Origin of the sequence: Mycobacterium sp. E2238, assembly GCF_001672665.1 — a bacterium.
In the GTDB taxonomy this organism is placed as follows: Bacteria; Actinomycetota; Actinomycetes; order Mycobacteriales; family Mycobacteriaceae; genus Mycobacterium.
Window position 1 is genome coordinate 1 of sequence record NZ_LZKF01000191.1, and the last position, 19,557, is coordinate 19,557.

The 19,557-nt window shown below is 66.7% G+C and carries 17 protein-coding genes; 7 read left to right on the forward strand and 10 right to left on the reverse strand.

Features of this window, described 5'->3' with window-relative positions; translation table 11 throughout:
• The 4 genes from A5711_RS17110 to A5711_RS17125 all read left to right on the forward strand — a co-directional run.
• On the forward strand, positions 1 to 1,468 hold a 1,468-nt coding region (locus A5711_RS17110), incomplete at its 5' end, for a helix-turn-helix transcriptional regulator (RefSeq protein ID WP_231987501.1).
• 86 nt (positions 1,469 to 1,554) lie between these two features.
• On the forward strand, positions 1,555 to 2,322 hold the full coding sequence (locus A5711_RS17115) for an SDR family oxidoreductase (protein WP_067948533.1): 768 nt from the start codon (positions 1,555 to 1,557) through the stop codon (positions 2,320 to 2,322).
• A gap of 206 nt (positions 2,323 to 2,528) precedes the next feature.
• Positions 2,529 to 3,251 carry an SDR family NAD(P)-dependent oxidoreductase gene (locus A5711_RS17120; protein ID WP_067948661.1) on the forward strand — a complete coding sequence of 241 codons (723 nt, stop codon included), beginning with the start codon at positions 2,529 to 2,531 and terminating at the stop codon, positions 3,249 to 3,251.
• Between the two features lie 109 nt (positions 3,252 to 3,360).
• Positions 3,361 to 4,998, forward strand: a complete 1,638-nt coding sequence (locus A5711_RS17125; protein ID WP_067948535.1) for a multicopper oxidase family protein — start codon at positions 3,361 to 3,363, stop codon at positions 4,996 to 4,998.
• A gap of 2 nt (positions 4,999 to 5,000) precedes the next feature.
• On the opposite strand, the gene A5711_RS17130 is transcribed toward A5711_RS17125, so the two are convergent.
• Genes A5711_RS17130 through A5711_RS17165 form a run of 8 tightly spaced genes read right to left on the reverse strand, consistent with a single transcriptional unit; the run spans position 5,001 to position 14,133 of the window.
• A complete protein-coding gene (locus A5711_RS17130) occupies positions 5,001 to 5,819 on the reverse strand; it encodes an alpha/beta fold hydrolase (RefSeq protein ID WP_067948662.1) in 819 nt (272 codons plus the stop codon).
• A complete protein-coding gene (locus tag A5711_RS17135) occupies positions 5,819 to 6,808 on the reverse strand; it encodes a cyclase family protein (protein WP_067948537.1) in 990 nt (329 codons plus the stop codon). Before A5711_RS17135 ends, A5711_RS17130 begins: the two co-directional genes overlap by 1 nt.
• On the reverse strand, positions 6,796 to 7,623 hold the full coding sequence (locus A5711_RS17140; RefSeq protein WP_067948539.1) for a coniferyl-alcohol dehydrogenase: 828 nt from the start codon (positions 7,621 to 7,623) through the stop codon (positions 6,796 to 6,798). Before A5711_RS17140 ends, A5711_RS17135 begins: the two co-directional genes overlap by 13 nt.
• Positions 7,624 to 7,643: 20 nt before the next feature.
• Positions 7,644 to 8,948, reverse strand: coding sequence for an LLM class flavin-dependent oxidoreductase (locus A5711_RS17145; RefSeq protein ID WP_067948540.1), 1,305 nt, complete (start codon positions 8,946 to 8,948; stop codon positions 7,644 to 7,646).
• Positions 8,949 to 8,950: 2 nt separating this feature from the next.
• Positions 8,951 to 10,690 carry an FAD-binding protein gene (locus A5711_RS17150; protein WP_067948542.1) on the reverse strand — a complete coding sequence of 580 codons (1,740 nt, stop codon included), beginning with the start codon at positions 10,688 to 10,690 and terminating at the stop codon, positions 8,951 to 8,953.
• Positions 10,687 to 11,604, reverse strand: a complete 918-nt coding sequence (locus A5711_RS17155) for a 3-carboxyethylcatechol 2,3-dioxygenase (protein ID WP_067948544.1) — start codon at positions 11,602 to 11,604, stop codon at positions 10,687 to 10,689. Before A5711_RS17155 ends, A5711_RS17150 begins: the two co-directional genes overlap by 4 nt.
• Positions 11,552 to 13,270 (reverse strand): bifunctional 3-(3-hydroxy-phenyl)propionate/3-hydroxycinnamic acid hydroxylase, encoded by a 1,719-nt coding sequence (locus tag A5711_RS17160; RefSeq protein WP_067948546.1) that lies wholly within the window; start codon positions 13,268 to 13,270, stop codon positions 11,552 to 11,554. The genes A5711_RS17155 and A5711_RS17160 overlap by 53 nt, the downstream gene beginning before the upstream one ends.
• On the reverse strand, positions 13,270 to 14,133 hold the full coding sequence (locus A5711_RS17165) for an alpha/beta fold hydrolase (protein WP_067948548.1): 864 nt from the start codon (positions 14,131 to 14,133) through the stop codon (positions 13,270 to 13,272). Before A5711_RS17165 ends, A5711_RS17160 begins: the two co-directional genes overlap by 1 nt.
• A gap of 127 nt (positions 14,134 to 14,260) precedes the next feature.
• On the opposite strand from A5711_RS17165, the gene A5711_RS17170 reads away from it, so the two are divergent.
• Together A5711_RS17170 and A5711_RS17175 are read left to right on the forward strand one after the other, a co-directional pair.
• Positions 14,261 to 14,938, forward strand: a complete 678-nt coding sequence (locus A5711_RS17170; protein WP_067948550.1) for an IclR family transcriptional regulator — start codon at positions 14,261 to 14,263, stop codon at positions 14,936 to 14,938.
• A gap of 14 nt (positions 14,939 to 14,952) precedes the next feature.
• Entirely contained in the window at positions 14,953 to 16,569 is a 1,617-nt protein-coding gene (locus tag A5711_RS17175; RefSeq protein WP_067948552.1) for an FAD-dependent oxidoreductase, read from the forward strand.
• Between the two features lie 7 nt (positions 16,570 to 16,576).
• On the opposite strand, the gene A5711_RS17180 is transcribed toward A5711_RS17175, so the two are convergent.
• Positions 16,577 to 17,797: a sensor histidine kinase gene (locus A5711_RS17180; protein WP_067948664.1), complete on the reverse strand. Its 1,221-nt coding sequence runs from the start codon at positions 17,795 to 17,797 to the stop codon at positions 16,577 to 16,579.
• Positions 17,798 to 17,910: 113 nt separating this feature from the next.
• Here A5711_RS17180 and A5711_RS17185 point away from each other — a divergent pair, with 113 nt between their 5' ends.
• Complete coding sequence (locus tag A5711_RS17185; RefSeq protein ID WP_067948553.1) at positions 17,911 to 18,564, forward strand: response regulator transcription factor; 654 nt, start codon at positions 17,911 to 17,913, stop codon at positions 18,562 to 18,564.
• Here A5711_RS17185 and A5711_RS17190 read toward each other — a convergent pair.
• The gene (locus tag A5711_RS17190; protein ID WP_067948555.1) at positions 18,557 to 19,471 is read right to left on the reverse strand and encodes a thiamine pyrophosphate-dependent enzyme; all 915 of its coding nucleotides are present in this window, start codon (positions 19,469 to 19,471) and stop codon (positions 18,557 to 18,559) included. The two genes, A5711_RS17185 and A5711_RS17190, sit on opposite strands and share 8 nt — an antisense overlap.
• Positions 19,472 to 19,557: the final 86 nt, after the last annotated feature.

Consider the following 19,557-nt stretch of genomic DNA (forward strand, 5'->3'; position numbering starts at 1 on the left):
GCATCACGTCAGAACCTCCGCCTTGCGCTTCCGCGCAAATCCGGTCAATTGCCTCGCGGAGCGCTGGAACGCCGGCGGAGTGGCCGTCGGTGGCCCTGATGGCAATGCCGTCGAGCAGGAGATCTACGGGCCGAGCGGGCTCCGGCCGCGGCGGCGCCGCGCGAGCCACCGCCGCCGTCATCCCAATGCCGCCGTGCGGGCACAGCCGTCCGCCGAACATCGCCGCCCCCACGGCTTCCAAGTACGTTTCGCGCGCCTGCGCGTCATCGAGCGCCTCCAGCCTCTTCGCGGCATCCAGAAGCCCGACGGCAGAGTCGGATACGGTCGGCGCGCCGGCGTTCCAGCGCTCCGCGAGGCAATTGACCGGATTTGCGCGGAAGCGCAAGGCGGAGGTTCTGACGTGATGCGGTGGTTCTGGCAGGCCTTTCCCATCGTCCAGGAATCCGCGGCCCACGAGCTTTGGGACGACGACGCGTGGCACCAGCTGGCGACCCAGGCTGTCCGACTGGCCCGGGACGCGGGTGCGCTGGCCGTGCTGCCGCTTGCCCTGGCCTACCGCGCCGGCGTACACGTGCAGGCGGGTGAGTTCACTACGGCCGCAGCGCTTATCGAAGAGGCCGAAGGTATTGCCACGGCAACAGGCTATGCCCCAATGAAGTATCACTCCCTGACATTGCCGGCCTGGCGTGGTGCCGAGGCCGACGCGTTGAAGCTCATGGAGGCTGCGCTTGCAGACGGGACGACCCGGGGCGAGGGGCGGTTGATCGGGTTGACCGGATATGCGACGGCTGTGCTGTACAACGGCCTCGGTCGCTACGGGGACGCATTTACGGCCGTGCGCCAGGCGTGCGAGCACGAGGATCTGGGCCTATTCGGCTGGTGCCTGGTCGAACTGATCGAGGCGGGCGTTCGCTGCGGTGAGCGCAACGCGGCGCAAGACGCCCTGCGAGAGCTCCACGACCGCACGCACAGCAGCGAAAGTGATTGGGCGGCAGGGATGTTGGCTCGGTCGCGAGCATTGCTGGACGATGACCGGGCGTCCGAAGCGGACTACCGCGAGGCGATCGAGAGGCTTGAGCGCACCAGGATTACCGTGCATCTCGCCCGAGCTCGCTTGGTCTACGGGGAGTGGCTGCGCCGTTGCAATCGTCGTGTCGACGCGCGCGCCGAGTTGCACGCCGCACACGAGATGTTCGCACGAATGGGAGCCGACGGGTTCGCCGAGCGCGCCCGCCGGGAGCTTATGGCGACGGGCGAGAAGGTGAGCAAACGGTCGGCCGCATCAGGAGGCGAGTTGACGGCTCAGGAAGCGCAGATCGCCCGGCTGGCCGGCGAGGGCATGACAAATCCCGAGATCGCCGCCCAACTCTTCATCAGCACTCACACCGTTGAGTGGCACCTGCGGAAGGTGTTCGCCAAGCTCGGAATCAGCTCGCGTCGGCAGCTCCGGGGAGCGACCACGCACTGACTACGGACTTCCAAGGGTTCGAGTGGCCCGCGTCGACGCAATGCTGAATTCGTCAGTTCATCGCACAAATCGGGAGGGCGCGGATTATGAAGGTCTTGGTTATCGGCGGCAGCGGGCTCATCGGTTCGCAGGTCGTCGCCAATCTGACGGAGCTCGGACATGAGGCGGTCTCGGCCTCGCCGCGCTCGGGTGTCGACAGTGTGACCGGCGAAGGCCTCGCCGAGGCAGTCGCGGGTGTTGACGCGGTAGTCGACGTGTCCAACTCGCCCTCCTTCGACGACGACCCCGTGATGCGCTTCTTCACCACATCGACGAAAAACCTTCTTGCCGCGGAGCGCGAGGCCGGCGTGCAGCACCACGTCGCGCTCTCGATCGTGGGCGCCGACCGCGCGCCGGACAGTGGCTACATGCGAGCCAAGGTCGCGCAGGAGAAGTTGATCGAGGAATCGGGACAGCCGTATTCGATTGTGCGGGCGACTCAGTTCTTCGAATTTGTCGAGGCCATCGCCGATTCGGCAACCGAAGGTGACACGGTCCGCCTGCCGGTCGCAGCGTTCCAGCCCATTGCCGCCAAGGACGTCGCCGCGGCCGTTACCCGGGCGACACTCGGCGATCCGACCAACGGCATCACCAATATCGCCGGCCCCGAGAAGCGCGGCATGGACGAATTCGTCAGGGCCGCCCTGGCCGCATCCAACGACCAGCGTCAGGTCGTGGGAGACCCCACGGCCAGCTACTTCGGCACCGGGCTCGACGAACACACCATCGTTCCGCTCGACAGCGAGGATCCGACGATCTACCCGACCCGTTTCAGCGACTGGATGGCCGCTCGGGCGCCCAGCGGTGCGCATTAGCCCACCGCGTGTTGGCCGACCGGGGCATCGGCGCGACGACGGCGATACATGCCGCGGGCACCCGGTTGCTTCGCGCGAATGGTGCTGCGCCCGTGCGGCGCCGACCCCGATCGGGACCAAGCAGGTTGATCTATCACCCAGATCGGTGCACGGCTCATCCCCAATCCGCAGGCCGACTGTCCCAACGGTTGTAGGAGATCTCAATGATGGAACTGTTGGACCACAGCGCCGTGATCACCGGGGGCACATCCGGCATCGGCTTTGAAGCCGCAAGGTTGCTTGCCAGTGAGGGCGCGAGGGTCATCATCTCCGGCCGAAACGACGCCAGGGGTGTGCAAGCGGTCGCAACGATTGGTGAGAATGCACGCTTTGTCCAGGCCGACATGGCCGATGCCGAGTCCGTAGATTCGCTTGTGCAGCAGTGCGGTGAGGTCGACATCATCGTCAACAACGCCGGCAGCTTCCCGTCGGCCTTGACCGTCGAGCAGGGCATGACGTCCTTCGAGACGATGTTCGACACCAACGTTCGCGGCGCTTACTTCCTGGTCGCTGGCCTGGTTCCGGGGATGTTGCAGCGCGGGCGCGGCAGCATCGTCAATGTCACCACCATGGCGGCGTTCAAGGGGATCCCTGGAGCCTCGGGTTACAGCGCCTCGAAGGCCGCGTTGGAATCACTCACCCGCACCTGGGCCGCTGAGTTCGGGGGGTCCGGCGTGCGGGTCAACAGCGTGGCGCCCGGCCCCACCCGCACGCCCGGCGTCGCTGCGGAATGGGGCGACCTCAATGAACAGCTGGGGCGAGCGTTGCCGCTCGGACGCACCGCGTTCGCCTCCGAGATCGCCGAGGCGGTGCTTTTTTTGAGCTCTCCGCGGTCGAGCTTTGTCACCGGTTCCACGTTGCACGTCGACGGCGGTGGTGCCGCCGTCTGAGCGGGGGCGCCATTCCTACACGGGTTCGGGGTTGGCGATTGCGCTCCGCCAACACCGCGGCACGGTATAAGACAATGGGGTGAGTCGAGGACAAAACGAGGAGCGATCAATGCCCGCGTTACCCACGCCCGGCGCCCCCGTCGACAAATCGCGCCTCACCAGACGCGGATTCATGGCCGCCGGCATCGCGGGCGGATTCGCGTTGGCGGCGTGCAGTCAGTCCAAGCCCGCGCTATCGGGCAACGCCCAGATGTCGGCTGCCATCGCCGCGGCCGAGGCAGCCCGCCCGCATAGTGGCCGCACCGTCACCGCCACCCTGACCGCCCAGCAGGTCCAGGTCGACCTGGGTGGACCGGTCGTGCGTACCCTGGCCTACGGCAACACCATCCCGGGCTCACCGATCCGCGCCAGGATCGGCGACGAGCTAGTGGTGACTGTGAGTAACCGGCTCGACCGTCCGACGTCGGTGCACTGGCACGGCATCGCGCTGCGCAACGACATGGACGGCGCCGCCCCCGCCACCCCGAACATCCCTGCCGGCCAAGACTTCACCTACCGGTTCTCGGTCCCGAATTCGGGCACCTACTGGGCCCATCCGCACACCGGCCTGGACGCCGACATGGGCCTATACCTGCCGGTCATCGTCGATGATCCAACCGAGGGCAACTATGACGCGGAATGGATTGTGGTGCTTGATGATTGGACCGATGGCGTCGGAAAGTCGCCGCAGCAGCTCTACACCGAGCTGACCAGCCCGAACAAGCCCGCCCCGTCAAGCGCCCCCGAGACCACAACAACCCCGCCGACAACCACGACAACCACGACAACCAGTGAAACCTCGACGACCTCGTCGACCAGTGAAACGTCGACGACGTCGACCAGCCCCAGCACGTCGAGCAGTCCGCCCGCCCCGACACCCGGGAGCGTTGGCAAAAGTGATCTGCTCGGCGGAGACGCCGGGGACATCGCTTACCCCTACTATCTGGTCAACGGCCGAATTCCCGCCGCTCCCATGACCTTCAGCGCGAAGCCCGGGCAGCGTATCCGGATCCGTTTCATCAATACCGGTTCCGACACCACGTTCCGGGTGGCGCTGGGCGGCCATTCGATGACGGTCACCCATACGGACGGCTACCCGGTGGTACCGGCCCAGGTCGACGCCCTGCTCATCGGCATGGCGGAGCGCTACGACGTCATCGTGACGGCGGCCGACGGCGTTTTCCCGCTGGTCGCGCTCGCGGAAGGAAAGAATGCCGTGGCGCGGGCGCTGTTGTCGACCGGGGCGGGCAGCGCGCCCGATCCGGGGTTTCAGCCGCCCGAACTCAACCGACGGGTGGGCACGGTGGAAATGTTCACGGCGACAACGCCCGTCAACCTGGGCCGGCCCCAGTCCGGCCTCAACCTACCGGTCGTATTGGGCGGCAACATGACCCAATACAGCTGGACGATCAATGGAAAGCCCTACAGCGCGACGGAGCCGTTGCACATCCGGGAGGGGGAACGGCCCACCATCACGTTCGACAACGCCACGATGATGTATCACCCGATGCACCTGCACGGCCACACCTTCCAACTGATCAAGCCCGACGGCAGCCCCGGCGCGCGCAAGGACACCCTGATGGTGCTGCCCAAGCAGAAGTTGCTCGCCGTGCTGGTGGCCGACAATCCCGGTGTGTGGCAGTTGCACTGCCACAACACCTATCACCAGGAGGCCGGCATGGAGACTCGCCTCGAATACGTCTTCTAACCTCAGGCGGCGAGGAAGTCGAGCAGCAGCCGGTTCACCGCGGTCGACTGCTCGATCTGCGGGCAGTGGCCGGCCTTGTCGACCACGACCGAACGGGCGCCGTCGATCTCCTTGGCGATCTGCGCGGCCCAGCCGGCCGGAAGGAGCTTGTCGTCCCCGCCCTCGACGATCAGCGTCGGCGCGGTGATGCGCTCGTAGGGCCGGGCGTTCGAGGGCGTGGCGGACGGCGCTGCCCCCGGGCGACGGAACCGGGCCGCGGCGACGGCCTCCCACGCTCCGGGCGCGGTGCTGGACTCATAGCGGCGCCGCACGTAGTCGTCGTCGGCGGGATAACTCGGGTCGTGGAACAGAGCCTCGACGATCCGCCGCATGGCCGGCAACGTTGCGTCGTATTGCTGTAGCGCCTCGAAGTGCTGATTCTGTTGAATTTCGCCGCCCCCGCAGATGATCGTCAGGGTGCGGACGGGCAGCAGCGGTGTGTCCGAGGTTGCGTCGGTCAGCAGGTTGATGGCGCCCATCGAGTTGCCCACGAAGTGCGCCGAGTCGATGCCGAGCAGCTCGCAGAACCGCGCCACGTGCCGGATCCGCATCCCGCGTCCGTCAACGAAGTCAATGACCTTCGCCGACTGTCCGAAGCCCAGCTGGTCCGGCGCCAGTACTCGGTATCGCGCGGCGAGTGCGGCGATGTTGCGTTCCCAGCTGAGTTCGGCGCTGGCACCGAACTCACCGCCGTGCAGCAACACCACCGGTTCGCCCTCGCCCGCCTCCAGATAGCTGGTGACCAGCCCGTCGACCGTCGTGGTCCTGCGCTGGATCCGCATCATTTGATCGCTATTGGATTCAGTGGCGAACCCACGGCCCCAACGAATCTCAGGGGCGGTGCGACGAGCTGGAATTCGTACACCCCGTCCTCGGCGCAGTCGGCAGCCAGCGCGCCAAGGTCCCAGTACTCGCCGAGCATCATTCCCATGTCGCGCAGAGTCAGCAGGTGGAAGGGCAGAAACACTCCGTCGACACCGGACACCGGGTCTTCGACCTGCAGGTTGTCGGAGGCCACGGCCGCGACCTCGTGATCGTGCAGCCACGAGGCGCACCGCCAGTCCAATCCCGAGTACGGCTCGGTCTTGTTGCCGGTCATGAGAAACCTTGTCCACCAACCGGTTCGGATGAGCACAATGTCGCCGCGTTCGATCGTTACGCGTTGCGCGCGCACGACGTCGTCCAATTCCTCGGGGCTGATCGGGTTTCCGTGTTCCAGGAATACCTCGGCGCCCCGGTGGCGGACCAGGTCCAGCAGCACGCCGCGCGAGGTGATGCCTTTGCCGTCGACCTTCTCGATTCCCAGATGAAAGGCCCCCAGGCTGGTGACCGAGCTCGCCGAGAAACCGTTGTAGAGCTTGTCCTCGTAGTACACGTGCGACAGCGCGTCCCACTGGGTGGCGGCCTGTAACGGCATGATGATCATGTCGTCGTTGAAGCGGAACAGGTTGTCAACGAAGTACGGACCCATCTGCGCCGCCGTCGGATTGCGTCCCCAGCCCGGTCCGTACTGCGGGAGCGAGTTGGCGTCCCCGCCGTCCACCGTCATCACGTGTATCGGATTGTGCCGGAACCCGAAGGCGCCCTGCGGGCCTGAGGAGCCGAAATCCACTCCCAGCGGAAACACCTTGCCGCGTCGGACCAGGCCGGCGGCCTGGGCAACCTTTTCCGCGGTGATGAAGTTCAACGTACCCAGCTCGTCGTCAGCGCCCCACCGCCCCCAGTTGGAGACTTCGCGGGCGGCGCGGCGGAAGTCGGTCACGCTGGCCACGGCGCTCCCTCCTCGAGTTCCCGGGCGATGGCGGCGCCGACGTTCCCGCCGTCAACCCACAACACCTGGCCCGAAATATAGCTGGCGGCATTGCTATTCAGGAAGACCAGGGCCGAGGCTTGCTCGGCGGGGCCGGACACCCGCCCCAGGGGTTTGGGTATGTCGTCGAGGAAGGCCTGCCCGTACGCGGTCCGAAGCTGGTCGAGGATCGGGGTTTCGGTGACCCCGGGACCGGTGCAGTTGATCCGGATTCCCCGTCCGCCAAGGGCGGTGGCGCTCCGCATCGTGTAAAGGATGATCGCTTCCTTGGACAGCTGATATCCACCGCCCGCGAGCGCGTCGGGGTGGGCGTGGCACCAGTCGATACCTTCCCGCATGGTCGCGGTGTTCAGTAGCGGCGCCACCGACCGGAGATGGTCGCGGTATGCCGCCGCGGCGAGTGAAGAGACGCTCACGATGGACGACCCCGCCGGCATCTTCGGAATCAGCGCCTCGGTGATGTGCCGCAGCCCAAGGAAATTGATGGTGACGACCAGTGGCGGGTTGCCGATACCCGACGAGACACCGGCGACGTTGAAGAGCGCATCGACGTGCCCGTCGACGGCGGCGACCGCAGCGTCGATGGATCCTTGATGGGCGAGGTCGACCTGGTGGAAGTCGTTGATTCCGAACGCGGGCGGACGTTTGTCCAGCCCGACGACTTCGGCCCCCAACTCCGTGAGCTGGCGCACCACGTGTTCGCCGATGCCCGAGGCGCAGCCGGTCACCACCGCCCTACGGCCGTCATAACGCCACAGCTCGTCGATTCGTCCCAAGACTCAACCGGCTTTCGGTGTCACTTGCCTTGCTGTTCTTTCAACCGCTGGGCCGCCTGGACGCGGCCCTCGTTGATCTCCGCCATGGCTTCGGGGATCTCGCTGGCGGTGAACTTACCGCCCCGACCGGTCGGCAGGCCACCAAACGAATAGTGCTCGTCGAATTGCGGTGCGGTCGATGCCGGCCGCCGCGCCTCCACCTTCTCGATGACGGGCTCCAACCGCTTGGCCTTTTCGGCCACCGCTTTAGCGTCGCGCTCGATGAACTCGGGCAGCACTTCGGAGCCCATCAGCTCGATGGATTCCATGGTGCCCTCGTGGCTGCGCGGGTTGAGCAGCAGAATGATCTCGTCCACGCCGCTTTCTTCGTAACCGCGCAGGAACTCCCGCACCGTGGCCGGTGAACCGATCGCGCCCCGCCCGGGCCCGTACGCCAGCGTCGGGTCCTTCTCGACTTCCTCGAGGTACCGCTGCCAGACCCCGGTCCGGCCGGGGGTGTGCACCCCCGTCATATAGTAGTGCATGATCCCGAACGAGAAGAAGCCACCGCCCTGCCCCAGCCGTTGCAGCGCCTGCTCGTCGGACTTGGCGACCATCATCGACAGGTCGCCGCCGATGGCCAGGATGTTCGGATTGATCCGCGGGGTAACGGGCACACCGTTCTCTTCGAACTCCTTGTAGTACCCGTTCACCCGCTCGGTCAGCGGTCCGGGTCCGGTGTAGGCGAAACTCAGTGCGCCAATGGCTTTTTGGGCGGCCATCTGCACGCTCGCCGGTCGCGTGCAGGCGACCCATACCGGTGGATGCGGCTTTTGGAGCGGCTTGGGGACGACGTTGCGTGCCGGCATCTGGACGTGCTCGCCGTTGAAGCCGGCGAACGGCTCCTCGATCATGCAGCGGATCGAGACCTCGAGGGCCTCCTCCCACTGGGCTCGTTTGTCAGCCGGATCGATGTTGAATCCGCCGAGTTCACCGACGGAGGACGACTCCCCGGTGCCGAACTCCACCCGGCCGTTGGAGAGCAGGTCGAGCGTGGCGATGCGTTCGGCGACCCGGGCGGGGTGATTGACCACGGGTGGCAGGTGCATGATGCCAAAGCCGAGCCGGATGTTCTTGGTGCGCTGACTGGCCGCGGCAAGGAAGATTTCCGGTGCCGTCGAGTGGCAGTACTCCTCGAGGAAGTGGTGCTCGGTCAGCCACACGGTGGAGAAGCCCGCCTTGTCGGCGGCCTCGACCTCGTCGAGGCACTCTTGCATCATGACGTGCTCGTCGTCGGGCGCCCACGGCCGCGGTAGGGCGAACTCGTAGAACAGCGATATCTTCATTGCTACCTCCTATGAGAATTAAGGGTTCGGTTGGCGGCCTGTGCGGCAAGGTGATTCGCCGCGACGAAGCCGAAGGTCATCGCGGGGCCGATCGTCGCCCCAGCACCGGCATAGCTGCGTCCCATCACCGGTGCGGACGTATTGCCCACCGCATACAGCCCCGGGACCACGGTGTCGTCGTCCCGCAGCACCCGGGCGAATTCGTCGGTACGCAGGCCGCCGGACGTCCCGAGGTCGCCCAGGACGATCCGGAACGCGTAGTACGGTGGATCGCCCAGCGGGTACAGGTTCGGGTTGGGCAGTGTCGGATCGCCGTAGTAGTTGTCGTAGACGCTGTCGCCGCGGTTGAAATCGTCGTCGTGGCCCTTGCGGGCGAGTTCGTTGAAACGCCGTGCGGTTTCGGACAAGTTGTGCGCCGGCACGCCGATCCTGCCCGCCATCTCCTCCCACGTCATCGCCGCCTTGACCACTCCCGATTCCAGCCACGCCGAGGGGACCTTGCGGCCGGTGGGCACCGGCGCTCCGGGGATCTTGGGTATCGGCAGATGGCCGCCGATGACATAGCGGTTCCACGACCTGTGGTCGGTGAGCAGCCAACAGGGGATGTGCGTGACTCCGGATTTGTGGCCGTCGATCATGGCGTGACCGAAGTCCATGTAGGGCGCCGCCTCGTTGATGAAGCGCTTGCCGTTGCCGTTGACGATGAACTGTGCGGGCATCATGCGTTCGTTCAGCATGAATTGCATGCGGCCGTCCGGCCATTGGATGGCGGGGAACCACCACGCCTCGTCGAGCAACTCGGTTGCCGCACCGACCTTCTGCGCTGCCCTGATGCCGTCGCCCATGGCGGCGGGGTTGCCGAAACTCCAGTCCTGGTCTACCACGGGCAGCAGTTCCTTGCGCCAGGCCAGGTCATGGTCGAAGCCGCCGGACGCCAGGATGACCCCGAGACGTGCCCCGATCCGTTGCGTTTCACCACCCCGTTCCAAAGACACGCCGGTCACCGTTCCGTCGGCGTCGGTGAGCAACTCGGTCATCGGCGAGTCCAGCCACAGCGGGATGCCGCGTTCCCGCATGGCCAGCCGCAGGCGCGCGGCCAGCGACTGCCCGATCGCAGCCATCCGTTCGCCGAACACCCGCGCCCGGACCATCCGCGAAATCAGCTTGAGGAGAACGCCTTTGCCGGCCCACGATTGCCGGACGCGGTAGAAGGTGCGTAGTTCCTTGGGCCCGAGCCAGATTCCCCTCGGGGCCAACGCCAAAGGTTGGAGAAGCTTGTGCTCGTCGGGGCCCAGCCTCCGCAGGTCGATGGGCGGCACGTTGATCGTGCTGCCCAGTTCGGATCCACCGGGCAGTTCCGGGTAGTAGTCGGCGTAACCGGGTTTCCAGACGAATTCAAACCAACCGGAAAGCCGTTCGAGAAATTCGAGCATCTTCGGCGCGGACTCGACGTACTGCCGTATTCGCGCGTCGCTGACCAATCCGTCGGTGATCCGTTGCAGGTACTCGACGACGCTCTCGGGTGAGGGCACGTAGCCCTCCCTGCGCTGTGCGGGCGCCCCCGGCACCCAGATGCCGCCCCCGGACAGCGCGGTGGAGCCGCCGAAGAACGACGACTTCTCCACGACCAGCGCGTCCAGCCCGGCGGATTGGGCGGTCAGGGCGGCGGTCATGCCTCCGCCGCCCGACCCGACGACGAGTACGTCGACGACGCGGTCAAAGCCGTCCTGCCCGCCCGTCATTTCGGCACCGCCGTCCTGATGGCGAACCCTGTGATGAGTTCAGGGGCCGGTTTGTAGTAGCGCCCAACGGTTTCGTACGGCCCGGCGCTCGCCAGCGCGGAGAATGCGGCGAGCCAGGTTCTGATTTCCTGGGCGGAGCTACCGCCCTCGTGCGCGACGAACGAGTTCGACCACCGGTCGAGTTCGGGGAGCCAGCCGCCGTCGATGATCTCGAGAAATCGCCGGTCCCACACCGGATTCAGTGCCTGCAGCTCGCTGTCGCCGGCGGCGAAGCTCTTGGCCGCATCGATCACGGCCGCCTGCCGGGCCTGCCGCTGCTCGGGCGTCATCGGCCGGCCGTGCACGATACGTTCCAGGACCGGCGGCGGTGCGGTCGCCAGTGTCGGCACCGGCGGGCTGTGCGAAAGCCCACCGGATCCCAGCACCAGAATCCGCTTGTTCAGCGTGGCCAGATAGGTGCCGACGGCGGCACCGAGCGCCCGGCAACGATGCAATGGCCCCAGCGGGACGCCGATCGCGTTGATGAAGATCGGTATCACCGGTAGTGCGGTGGCTGCGCCGAGCAGCTTTTCGAGCGGCTGAACGGTCCCGTGATCCACGTCCATGCAGGCCGAAACCGCGATGTCGACCCCCGCGTCGAGCACGGCTTTCGCGCACTCGGTGGCCAGCTTCTCCGGAACATCGAGCGGGCCCGAATGGGTGCCATAATCACCAACTCCGTTGGCGCTCGTGCCGATACAGAAGGGCGGCATGACCTTGTAGAAGAAGCCGTTGTAGTGGTCCGGGGAGAAGATGGCGACGAGTTCGGGGTCGTAGTCGGCGACGAATTGTCGCGCGCCGGCGATCGCGCCTTCGATGTCGTCAAGCAGGTCCTGCGACGGCCCCGGAAGATTCAGGAGCGGGCTGTGCGACATACAGCACAGAGCCAGTGCCACTTTGCGGATCACCCCCTCGCGGCGTGAGCGTGAGTGCCTCAATGAGCGCGGCGCTCAGGTCGGGGGCGCGCTGAGCGATGCACGCACCGGCGATGCACCGGTCGGGACGAAGGAACAACACCGATTCCTGGTGGGTGTCGAACCAGGATTTGACCGCACCGTCGCGGTCCCCCACGACCACGACGTCGGGATCGTCGTGTCCGGTCCAATGCAGCTGGGTCAGCGGCCGCAGCGCAATAAACCGGGCGCCCAGGGCTTTCCAGTTCGCGAAGGCGACGTCGCCCAGTATCTTGCGGGGGTTGTTGTTCCAGCAGAGCACGGCGAACCAGTCACCGAGCACGTCGTCCAGCAGCACATTCTGCGTCTCCCGGGTGTCGACCCGTGGCTGGATGAACAGGGTGCCCACCGGCGAATCCGGCCGGCGGGGAGCACTGTGCACGACGGCGCCCTGCTCGTAGCGGGGCATCGGTTTGAACCGCATCTCCAGGACAAAGCGCTTGAGCGACGGCACAATTGACGCCGACCGCACGAGGAGGTCGCGCGCGCCGGCCACCCGTCGGTTGGTGGGCGAAATCACCCGACCCACCATGGTGGAGAGGTCGATCATGGCCCGCGCGTGCTTGCGCCGCTCGATGTCGTAGGTGTCCAGCAGCCTGTCGTCGGCGCGTCCGCCCACGACCGCGGCGAGCTTCCAACCGAGATTGGCCGCATCGCGGATGCCGCTGTTGTAACCCTGGCCCTGCCAGACCGGCATCAGATGCGCGGCGTCCCCAGCCAGCAACAGCCGGCCCTTGCGGAACGCGCCGGCGATCCGCGAGTGATGGGTGTAGACCCGGCGCCGGATCACGTCGACGCGGTCCGGGTGCGGCACCATCCGGGCCAGCATCCGTGTCAGGAACGCCGGATCCTCAGCCTGCTCGTCGGTCTCGTCGGCGTGAATCATGAACTCGAACCTGCGAATTCCGTGCGCAATCGAGATCGAGGCGTACGGGCGTTCGGGGTCGGCGCCGACTTCGCTGTTTGGGTGACCGAGCGGGTCGTTGGCGATGTCGACCACCAGCCAGCGTGTCGACGAAGTAGTCCCGTCGAAAGATACGCCCATCATGCGGCGGGTCATGCTGCGACCGCCGTCGCAACCCACCACGTAACGTGCTCGTAGGCTTGATGTTTCATGGTCGCGCGCGCCCCCGAGTTCGACGGTCACCCCGTCGGCGTCGCCCTGACACGCCACCATCGGACGCCCCCACCGCACCTCGACGTGCTCGAATCGTTCCAGCCCGGCCAGCAATTCGGCGTCGACGAGCGGTTGCACGAAACCGTTGCGTTTCGGCCAGCCGAACCGCGCGTCGGGCGGCGCCATTTCGGCAAGCACCCGCCGCTTGGCATCGACGAATCGCAGGATCTGGTTGGGCACCGTGTGCGGCACGATGCGATCGGCCAGCCCGATCGACTGGAAGGTCCGCAGCGCCTCGTCGTCGAGTCCCACCCCACGCGGATAGTCGATCAGCGTGTCGCGCTCGTCGACCACCACCGTGCGGATGCCCTGCAGCCCAAGGATGTTGGCCAACGTCAGGCCGACCGGCCCCGCCCCGACCACGACGACATCGGTCTCGATTCCCGCCGGCTCGCGCCCCGCCTCGACCATCACCGCCCCAGCAGGAAGTCGAGGTGCAAACGGTTGAAGGTCTTGGCGTCTTCGTACTGCGGCCAGTGACCACAGCCGGGCATCACCTCGAAGCGGGCATTGGGGATCATCGAGGCGATGCGGCGGCCCTCGGTCACGTCCGCGGTGGGGTCGTCGCTGGTCCACAGCACCAGCGTCGGCGCCGTGATGGCAGCGTATTCGTCGGGGCCGATGATGTTGCGCGCCCGGATCTCTGGATCCTGCAACGCCATGATGTCGCGCATGGCGTCCACGAATCCCGGCTGACGATAGACGCGTTGGCGGCTGGCGACCAAGTCGTCGTAGCCCTTGGACTTGTCGACCATCAACCACTTGATTCGCGCTTGCACCGTCTCCCAGGTCGGGTCCTCGGCGGCCGCCATGGATAGCGTGATGATCCGCTTCATCACCACCGGGTCGGCCTGGGAGCCGCCGGCGGTGTTGAGGACGAGCCGGTCGACCACGTCGGGATGGTCGATGGCGGCGCGGGCGGCCACCCAACCGCCCAGCGATTCACCGCTGATGCTGGCGCGATTGACGCCGATGGTGCGCAGGACGGCCATCAGGTGCTCGACATAGTGGCGGACTTCCAGCGGGTGACCCGGCTTGCTGGTGTAGCCGTGGCCCAGCATGTCGATCGACCAGGTCCAGAAGTGCTCGGCGTGCGCCCCGAGGTTGCGAACGTACGCCTCGGCGTGGCCACCCGATCCGTGCAACAGCACCAGCACCGGCTTGCCCGGGTCGCCGGCCCGCAGGTAGCGGGTCCGCACACCCCCGGCGTCGAGGTAGCCCTGCTCAAATGCGACGCCCTGGAGATCGCTCCAGATGCTCTCGAACTCCGCCACGGTTCCTCTCTGGCCTTCAGTTCGTGGAAATCGTATTCTCGTTCTTGACGAACTTGGTGTGCTAATATCGCACATGGACGTGCGTTATTAATAGAGCTTCGCTCTCGCGAGGAGGTCTGTCAAGGCTGTGGCAGGTTCGGTGACAGGTTCACAGACGCTGGCCCGGGGGCTGACCGCGCTGCAGATGGTGGCGGACTCCCCCAGTGGGCTCACCGTGCAACAGCTCGCCGAACAGGTCGGGGTGCATCGCACCATCGCCTATCGGCTGCTTTCCACGCTGGCCGAATTCCGTTTGGTGGCAAAGGCAGAGGACGGGCGCTACCGGCCGGCTTCCGGGCTCGCCGTTCTCGGCGCATCGTTCGACCGCAATGTGCGCCAGGTCAGCCTGCCGATCCTGCGCGCGCTGGCCGACGAGCTCGGCACCACGGTGTCGTTGCTCATCGCCGAGGGCGACCAGCAGGTTGCGATCGCGGTCATCGTGCCGAGCCATGTCGCCTACCAACTGTCCTTCCACGAAGGAAGTCGGTACCCGCTCGAACGGGGTGCGGCCGGAATCGCCTTGCTCGCGAGCATGCCGCCGCGCCCCGGGGAACGAGACCTGGTCACCCGCGCTCGCGAGAGCGGCTGGGTGAGCACGTACGGGGAGATCGAGCCGAACACCTATGGCCTGGCCGTGGCGGTGCGCCGCCACCCGCCCTCCCCACCCACGTGCATCAACCTCATCTCCCACCGGGAAGACGTCGTGATGCGTGGAAAAGATGCGGTCGTCAAAGCCGCGAAGCAGTTGTCCGAGCTGCTGGGCTGAAGGGATAACGATCAATGTCGTGGGACACGCAAGTCGACGTCGTCGTGCTCGGCAGTGGCGGCGCCGGGCTCACCGCCGCCCTCGCCGCCGCCGCATCCGGGGCCTCGGTGGAGGTCTTCGAGAAGGCGCCGACCGTCGGGGGGACCACCGCGGTGTCGGGTGGCGTCGTGTGGATCCCGGCCCATAACCGTTCGCCCGACGGCGAATTGACGCCCGCCGACGCGTTGCGATACCTGCGCGCGCAGTCCCTGGGCTCGATGGACGACGAACTGGTCGAGACATTCGTGCACACCGGCCCGGCGATGCTCGACTTCGTCGAGGCACACAGCGGTCTGCGCTTCGAGATCGCCACCGGCTTCCCCGACTATCGGCCCGAATTGCCGGGAGGCCAACCGGCCGGCGGCCGTTCGCTGACTGCCGCTCCCTTCGATCTGGCGCAGTTGGGCGAGTGGGCCACTCGGATCACGTCGTTTCCCGCCGACTGGTCCAACGTCGGGTTCGATGCCGAGACCAGGGCGCGTCTGCACGCGGCGATCGACGAACGAACCAGTCACCTGTGCGTCGCAGGCACGGCGCTGATCGCGGGGCTCCTCAAGGGACTGCTGGATGCCGGCGTCACCCCGCACACCCATGCGCGGGCAGAGCGACTCATCGCCGAGGACGGAGAAATCACCGGTGCGCGGATCGGACTCCAAGGACGCACGTTCGACGTTCGCGCCCGGCACGGCGTCATCCTGGGCACCGGCGGCTTCGAGTGGGATCCCGCTCTCGCGCAGGCCTTTCTGCGTGGCCCGATGCACGGCGCGGTCTCGCCGCCCAACAACACCGGGGACGGCTTGCGCATGGCGATGGCACAGGGCGCGGACCTGGCGAACATGGGCGAGGCCTGGTGGGTGCCGATCGTCCAAATCCCCGGCGACACCATCGAAGGCAAGCCACGCAGCCGCAGCGTACGGCTGGAACGGACGCGGCCCAGGAGCATCATCGTCAACTCGGCGGGCCGCCGCTTTGTCAACGAGGCCTGCGACTACAACTCCATGGCCGGCGCATTCCACTACCTCGATCCCCGCGGCGGGTACGTCAACGGCCGCGCGTGGATGGTGTTCGATTCAATTCACCTGCAGCGCTACGGATTCCTGGGCATCGAACCGGGACAGCCCGTTCCGGACTGGTTCTGCGAGTCGGCGAACCTCGCCGAGCTGGCCGCCAAGACCGGCATCGACGCCGACGGCTTGACGCGCACCGTCGAGGCCTGGAACCGCCACGTGGCCGCCGGCGCCGATCCCGACTTCGGGCGCGGCTCCAGCGCCTACGACGGTTACTGGGGCGACGACAGCGCGACCACCCTGGCCGGCAAAACCCTCGGCCCGATCGACACCGCGCCCTTCTACGCGGTGCCGGTGTGCATCGGCGCGATGGGCACCAAGGGCGGTCCGCGCACCGATCGCGACGGGCGCGTGCTGCATGTGAGCGGTGAGCCGATCCCGGGTCTTTACGCCGCGGGCAACGCGATGGGCGGCGTGACCGGACGTGCTTACGGCGGCGCCGGCGGGACATTGGGTCCCGCAATGGTTTTCGGTTATCGCGCGGGTTACGCGGCCGCCACGGGAAAGTCCGTCGACCTGAAGTAGCGTTGCGCTATTTCGTGATCGGCAGCTCGACGCAGATGTGAGTCCCGACCGGGACATCGAGGGACACGAACTCACCCCCGGCGGCGTCCACGCGCGCCCGGTGCGACGCCAACCCGATGTGTCCCTCGCCGAGGCGGCGGGCCACGGTCCCGACGTCGAACCCCACCCCATCATCGACCACGTGCAGGACGCATCGGTCGTCGGTGATCCCGAGCATGACCGAAGCACTGCGAGCCCGGGAATGCTGCACGACGTTGGACAGCAATTCGCGCACCACACCGAACACGATCGGGTCGATCGCATTGCGAATCGGGTAATCGATGTCGGTGGAGATCTCGATGCCCGAACGCTGGGCGCTAATTACGGCCAGCTGCTGGACGGCGGCCGCCAGGCCGACCTGCTCGAGGACGGCGGGATGCAGTTCGAAAGTCGCCTCCCGCAGGCGTTCCGACGCCATCTGAAGACCGGTGAGCGCCCGCCCGACACGCTCATCGCCGGGCAATTCCGCGCCCAACTCGACGAGTTCTTGGCGCACCGCCAAAATGTCCTGCAGCGGCCCGTCGTGAAGGGATTCCGAGATCCGCCGCTGCTCGACATCGGACGCGGTCATCGTTTGAGCGAGCAACTCCTCACGCAATGTGCTCAGGCCCGCGACCGATCGCACGTGTCGCTCCTCCATCCGGACGACGACGAATGCCGTGACGCACAGAAAGCCGTAGAGCCCGAGCAGAAATACCGTGCTCGGCCAGTGCCCCGGACTCATCAGCACTCGGTCATGAATGCCGGCGATGGCGAAGCCGACGAGCGTGAAGGTGAGCACCACCGCCGCACGGCGCGACGACACATCCACGCCCACCAACACCGGCAGCAGCACCATGATCAACAGCGGAAGGATCCCCAGGGCGGACAGCAATTGAAAGCCGGTCAACGCGACCACATCGAGGATGGTGAAAGTAAACGGCTCCAGCCGACCGACCCCGGCCGAGCCGCCCAACCCGACCCATCGGCGCACGGGGGTGAACGCCAGCACGAACGCACAGAGCGCAACGAATGCGTAGGCGGCGACGAGAGCGCTTTGCTGCGGCCATTCCGACCGCGGGGTGTCGACAACCATGGCGGCAACCATCAGGCCCACCACACAGATCCGGAGCACCGAAACGATTCGGTACGAGCGCAACTGGTGGACCCTGCGCACCCGATCCAGTTCTGTGTCGCTGCTATCCGCCATCCGATCACCGTAATAATCCACGTCGGAACCGCCGAAGCAAACCGGGATATTCGCCATCAGATTGTCCGGAATTTGAGAACGACGCACTTGAGCGGACCGCTACACTCGTCGCCATGGCCGGGCCGGCAACGCCAGAAAAGGTGCGGGTGGTTGTCGGTGACGACCATCCGCTGTTTCGCGAGGGCGTAGTGCGCGCGCTTTCGTCGAGCGGTTCGGTGCACGTCGTCGGCGAGGCAGAGGACGGCGCGGCGGCGCTGGAACTGATCAAGGAGCACCGGCCCGACATCGCCCTGCTCGACTACCGCATGCCCGGCATGGACGGTGGACAGGTGGCGGCGGCGGTGCGGAGCCAGGAATTGCCGACCCGCGTGCTGCTGATCTCGGCGCACGACGAGCCCGCCATCGTGTACCAGGCGCTGCAGCAGGGCGCAGCCGGGTTCGTGCTCAAGGACTCGACCCGCAGCGAAATCGTCAAGGCCGTGCTCGACTGCGCGCAGGGCCGCGACGTGGTGGCACCGGCTCTGGTGGGAGGCCTGACCGCGGAGATCCGGCACCGGGCGGAGCCGACGGGTCCCGTGCTCAGCGCGCGGGAACGCGAGGTGCTCAACCGGATTGCGCGTGGCCAAAGCATCCCGGTGATCGCGGGTGAGCTGTACGTGGCTCCGTCGACGGTCAAAACCCACGTGCAACGCCTGTACGAGAAGCTCGGCGTCAGCGATCGCGCAGCCGCCGTAGCCGAGGCGATGCGGCAAGGTCTGCTCAGCTAGCGGCCGACCTGGGGTCGGGCCCGCCGACCGACGCCGGCCCATTCGCCCGTCGCAGCGCGTTCGCGAAGGCCGCGGCCTCAGCCACCAGCCGGCGAGCCCGGTGTTCCACCTCGGTGAGGTGTACGGCGCTCACCCCGGCACGGGTCAGCTGCCGCTTGGCGCAAACCAACGGATCGACCGCGGCGGGGTGGTTGGTCCGGAAGGTCACGGCTTCCACCATCGCAGGACCGCCGCCGGCGCTCGCTCGTTCCAACGCTTCGGTGACCGAGTCATGCACGGCCCCAACGCTGTTGCCATCCACCGACAGCACGGGCAAGCCGTGGTGCTCGCGCGGGCCCCGTCGCACGCCGGACGCGTCACGGATGTTTTCGACAACGAACACCACGGGAAGCCGCCACGACAGCGCGATCCGCGCGGCCGACTTGAACTCGGCGGAGCTCACGGCGTCGTCCCCGATGACGCACAGGGTCACCCTGCCGTCACCGGCATGCCGCTGCGCATAGGCATCGCCCAACGCGAACAAGATCGACTGCCGCACCGGGTCCGTGGTGGCGAACAACTGCTTCCATTCCGTCACGAACGGGCTTTCCTTCGCGCCGCCGGCCGCGGCCCGGCTCGCGGCGATCATCTCGGCGATGGCGGGACCCAGCGGAAGGGCGAGGCCGACCCGTCGGGCGTGCTCGAAGTGGTGGACCGCGGTGCTCATGACGTCGCCGGGTCGAAGCGCCGCGACGGCACCGACCGCCACGGCCTCTTGGCCGAAGGCGGCCGCCGTCGTCCCGTTGAGCAAACCGTCGATGCGCCGCTCTTCCAGCGCCATGTCCAGCAGCCGCATAACCCACATCCGGCGGTACAGCTCCAGCTGTTCACCGACGTTTACGGCCGACAGTTCGGGGGTGCGAGCCATGTGCGGGTCTCCTAACTGGTCCTGGTTGGCGGCGTCGCGGTGACCGCCGTGTTGTACACAAGATCAACGTAGGGAGATCGACGCGG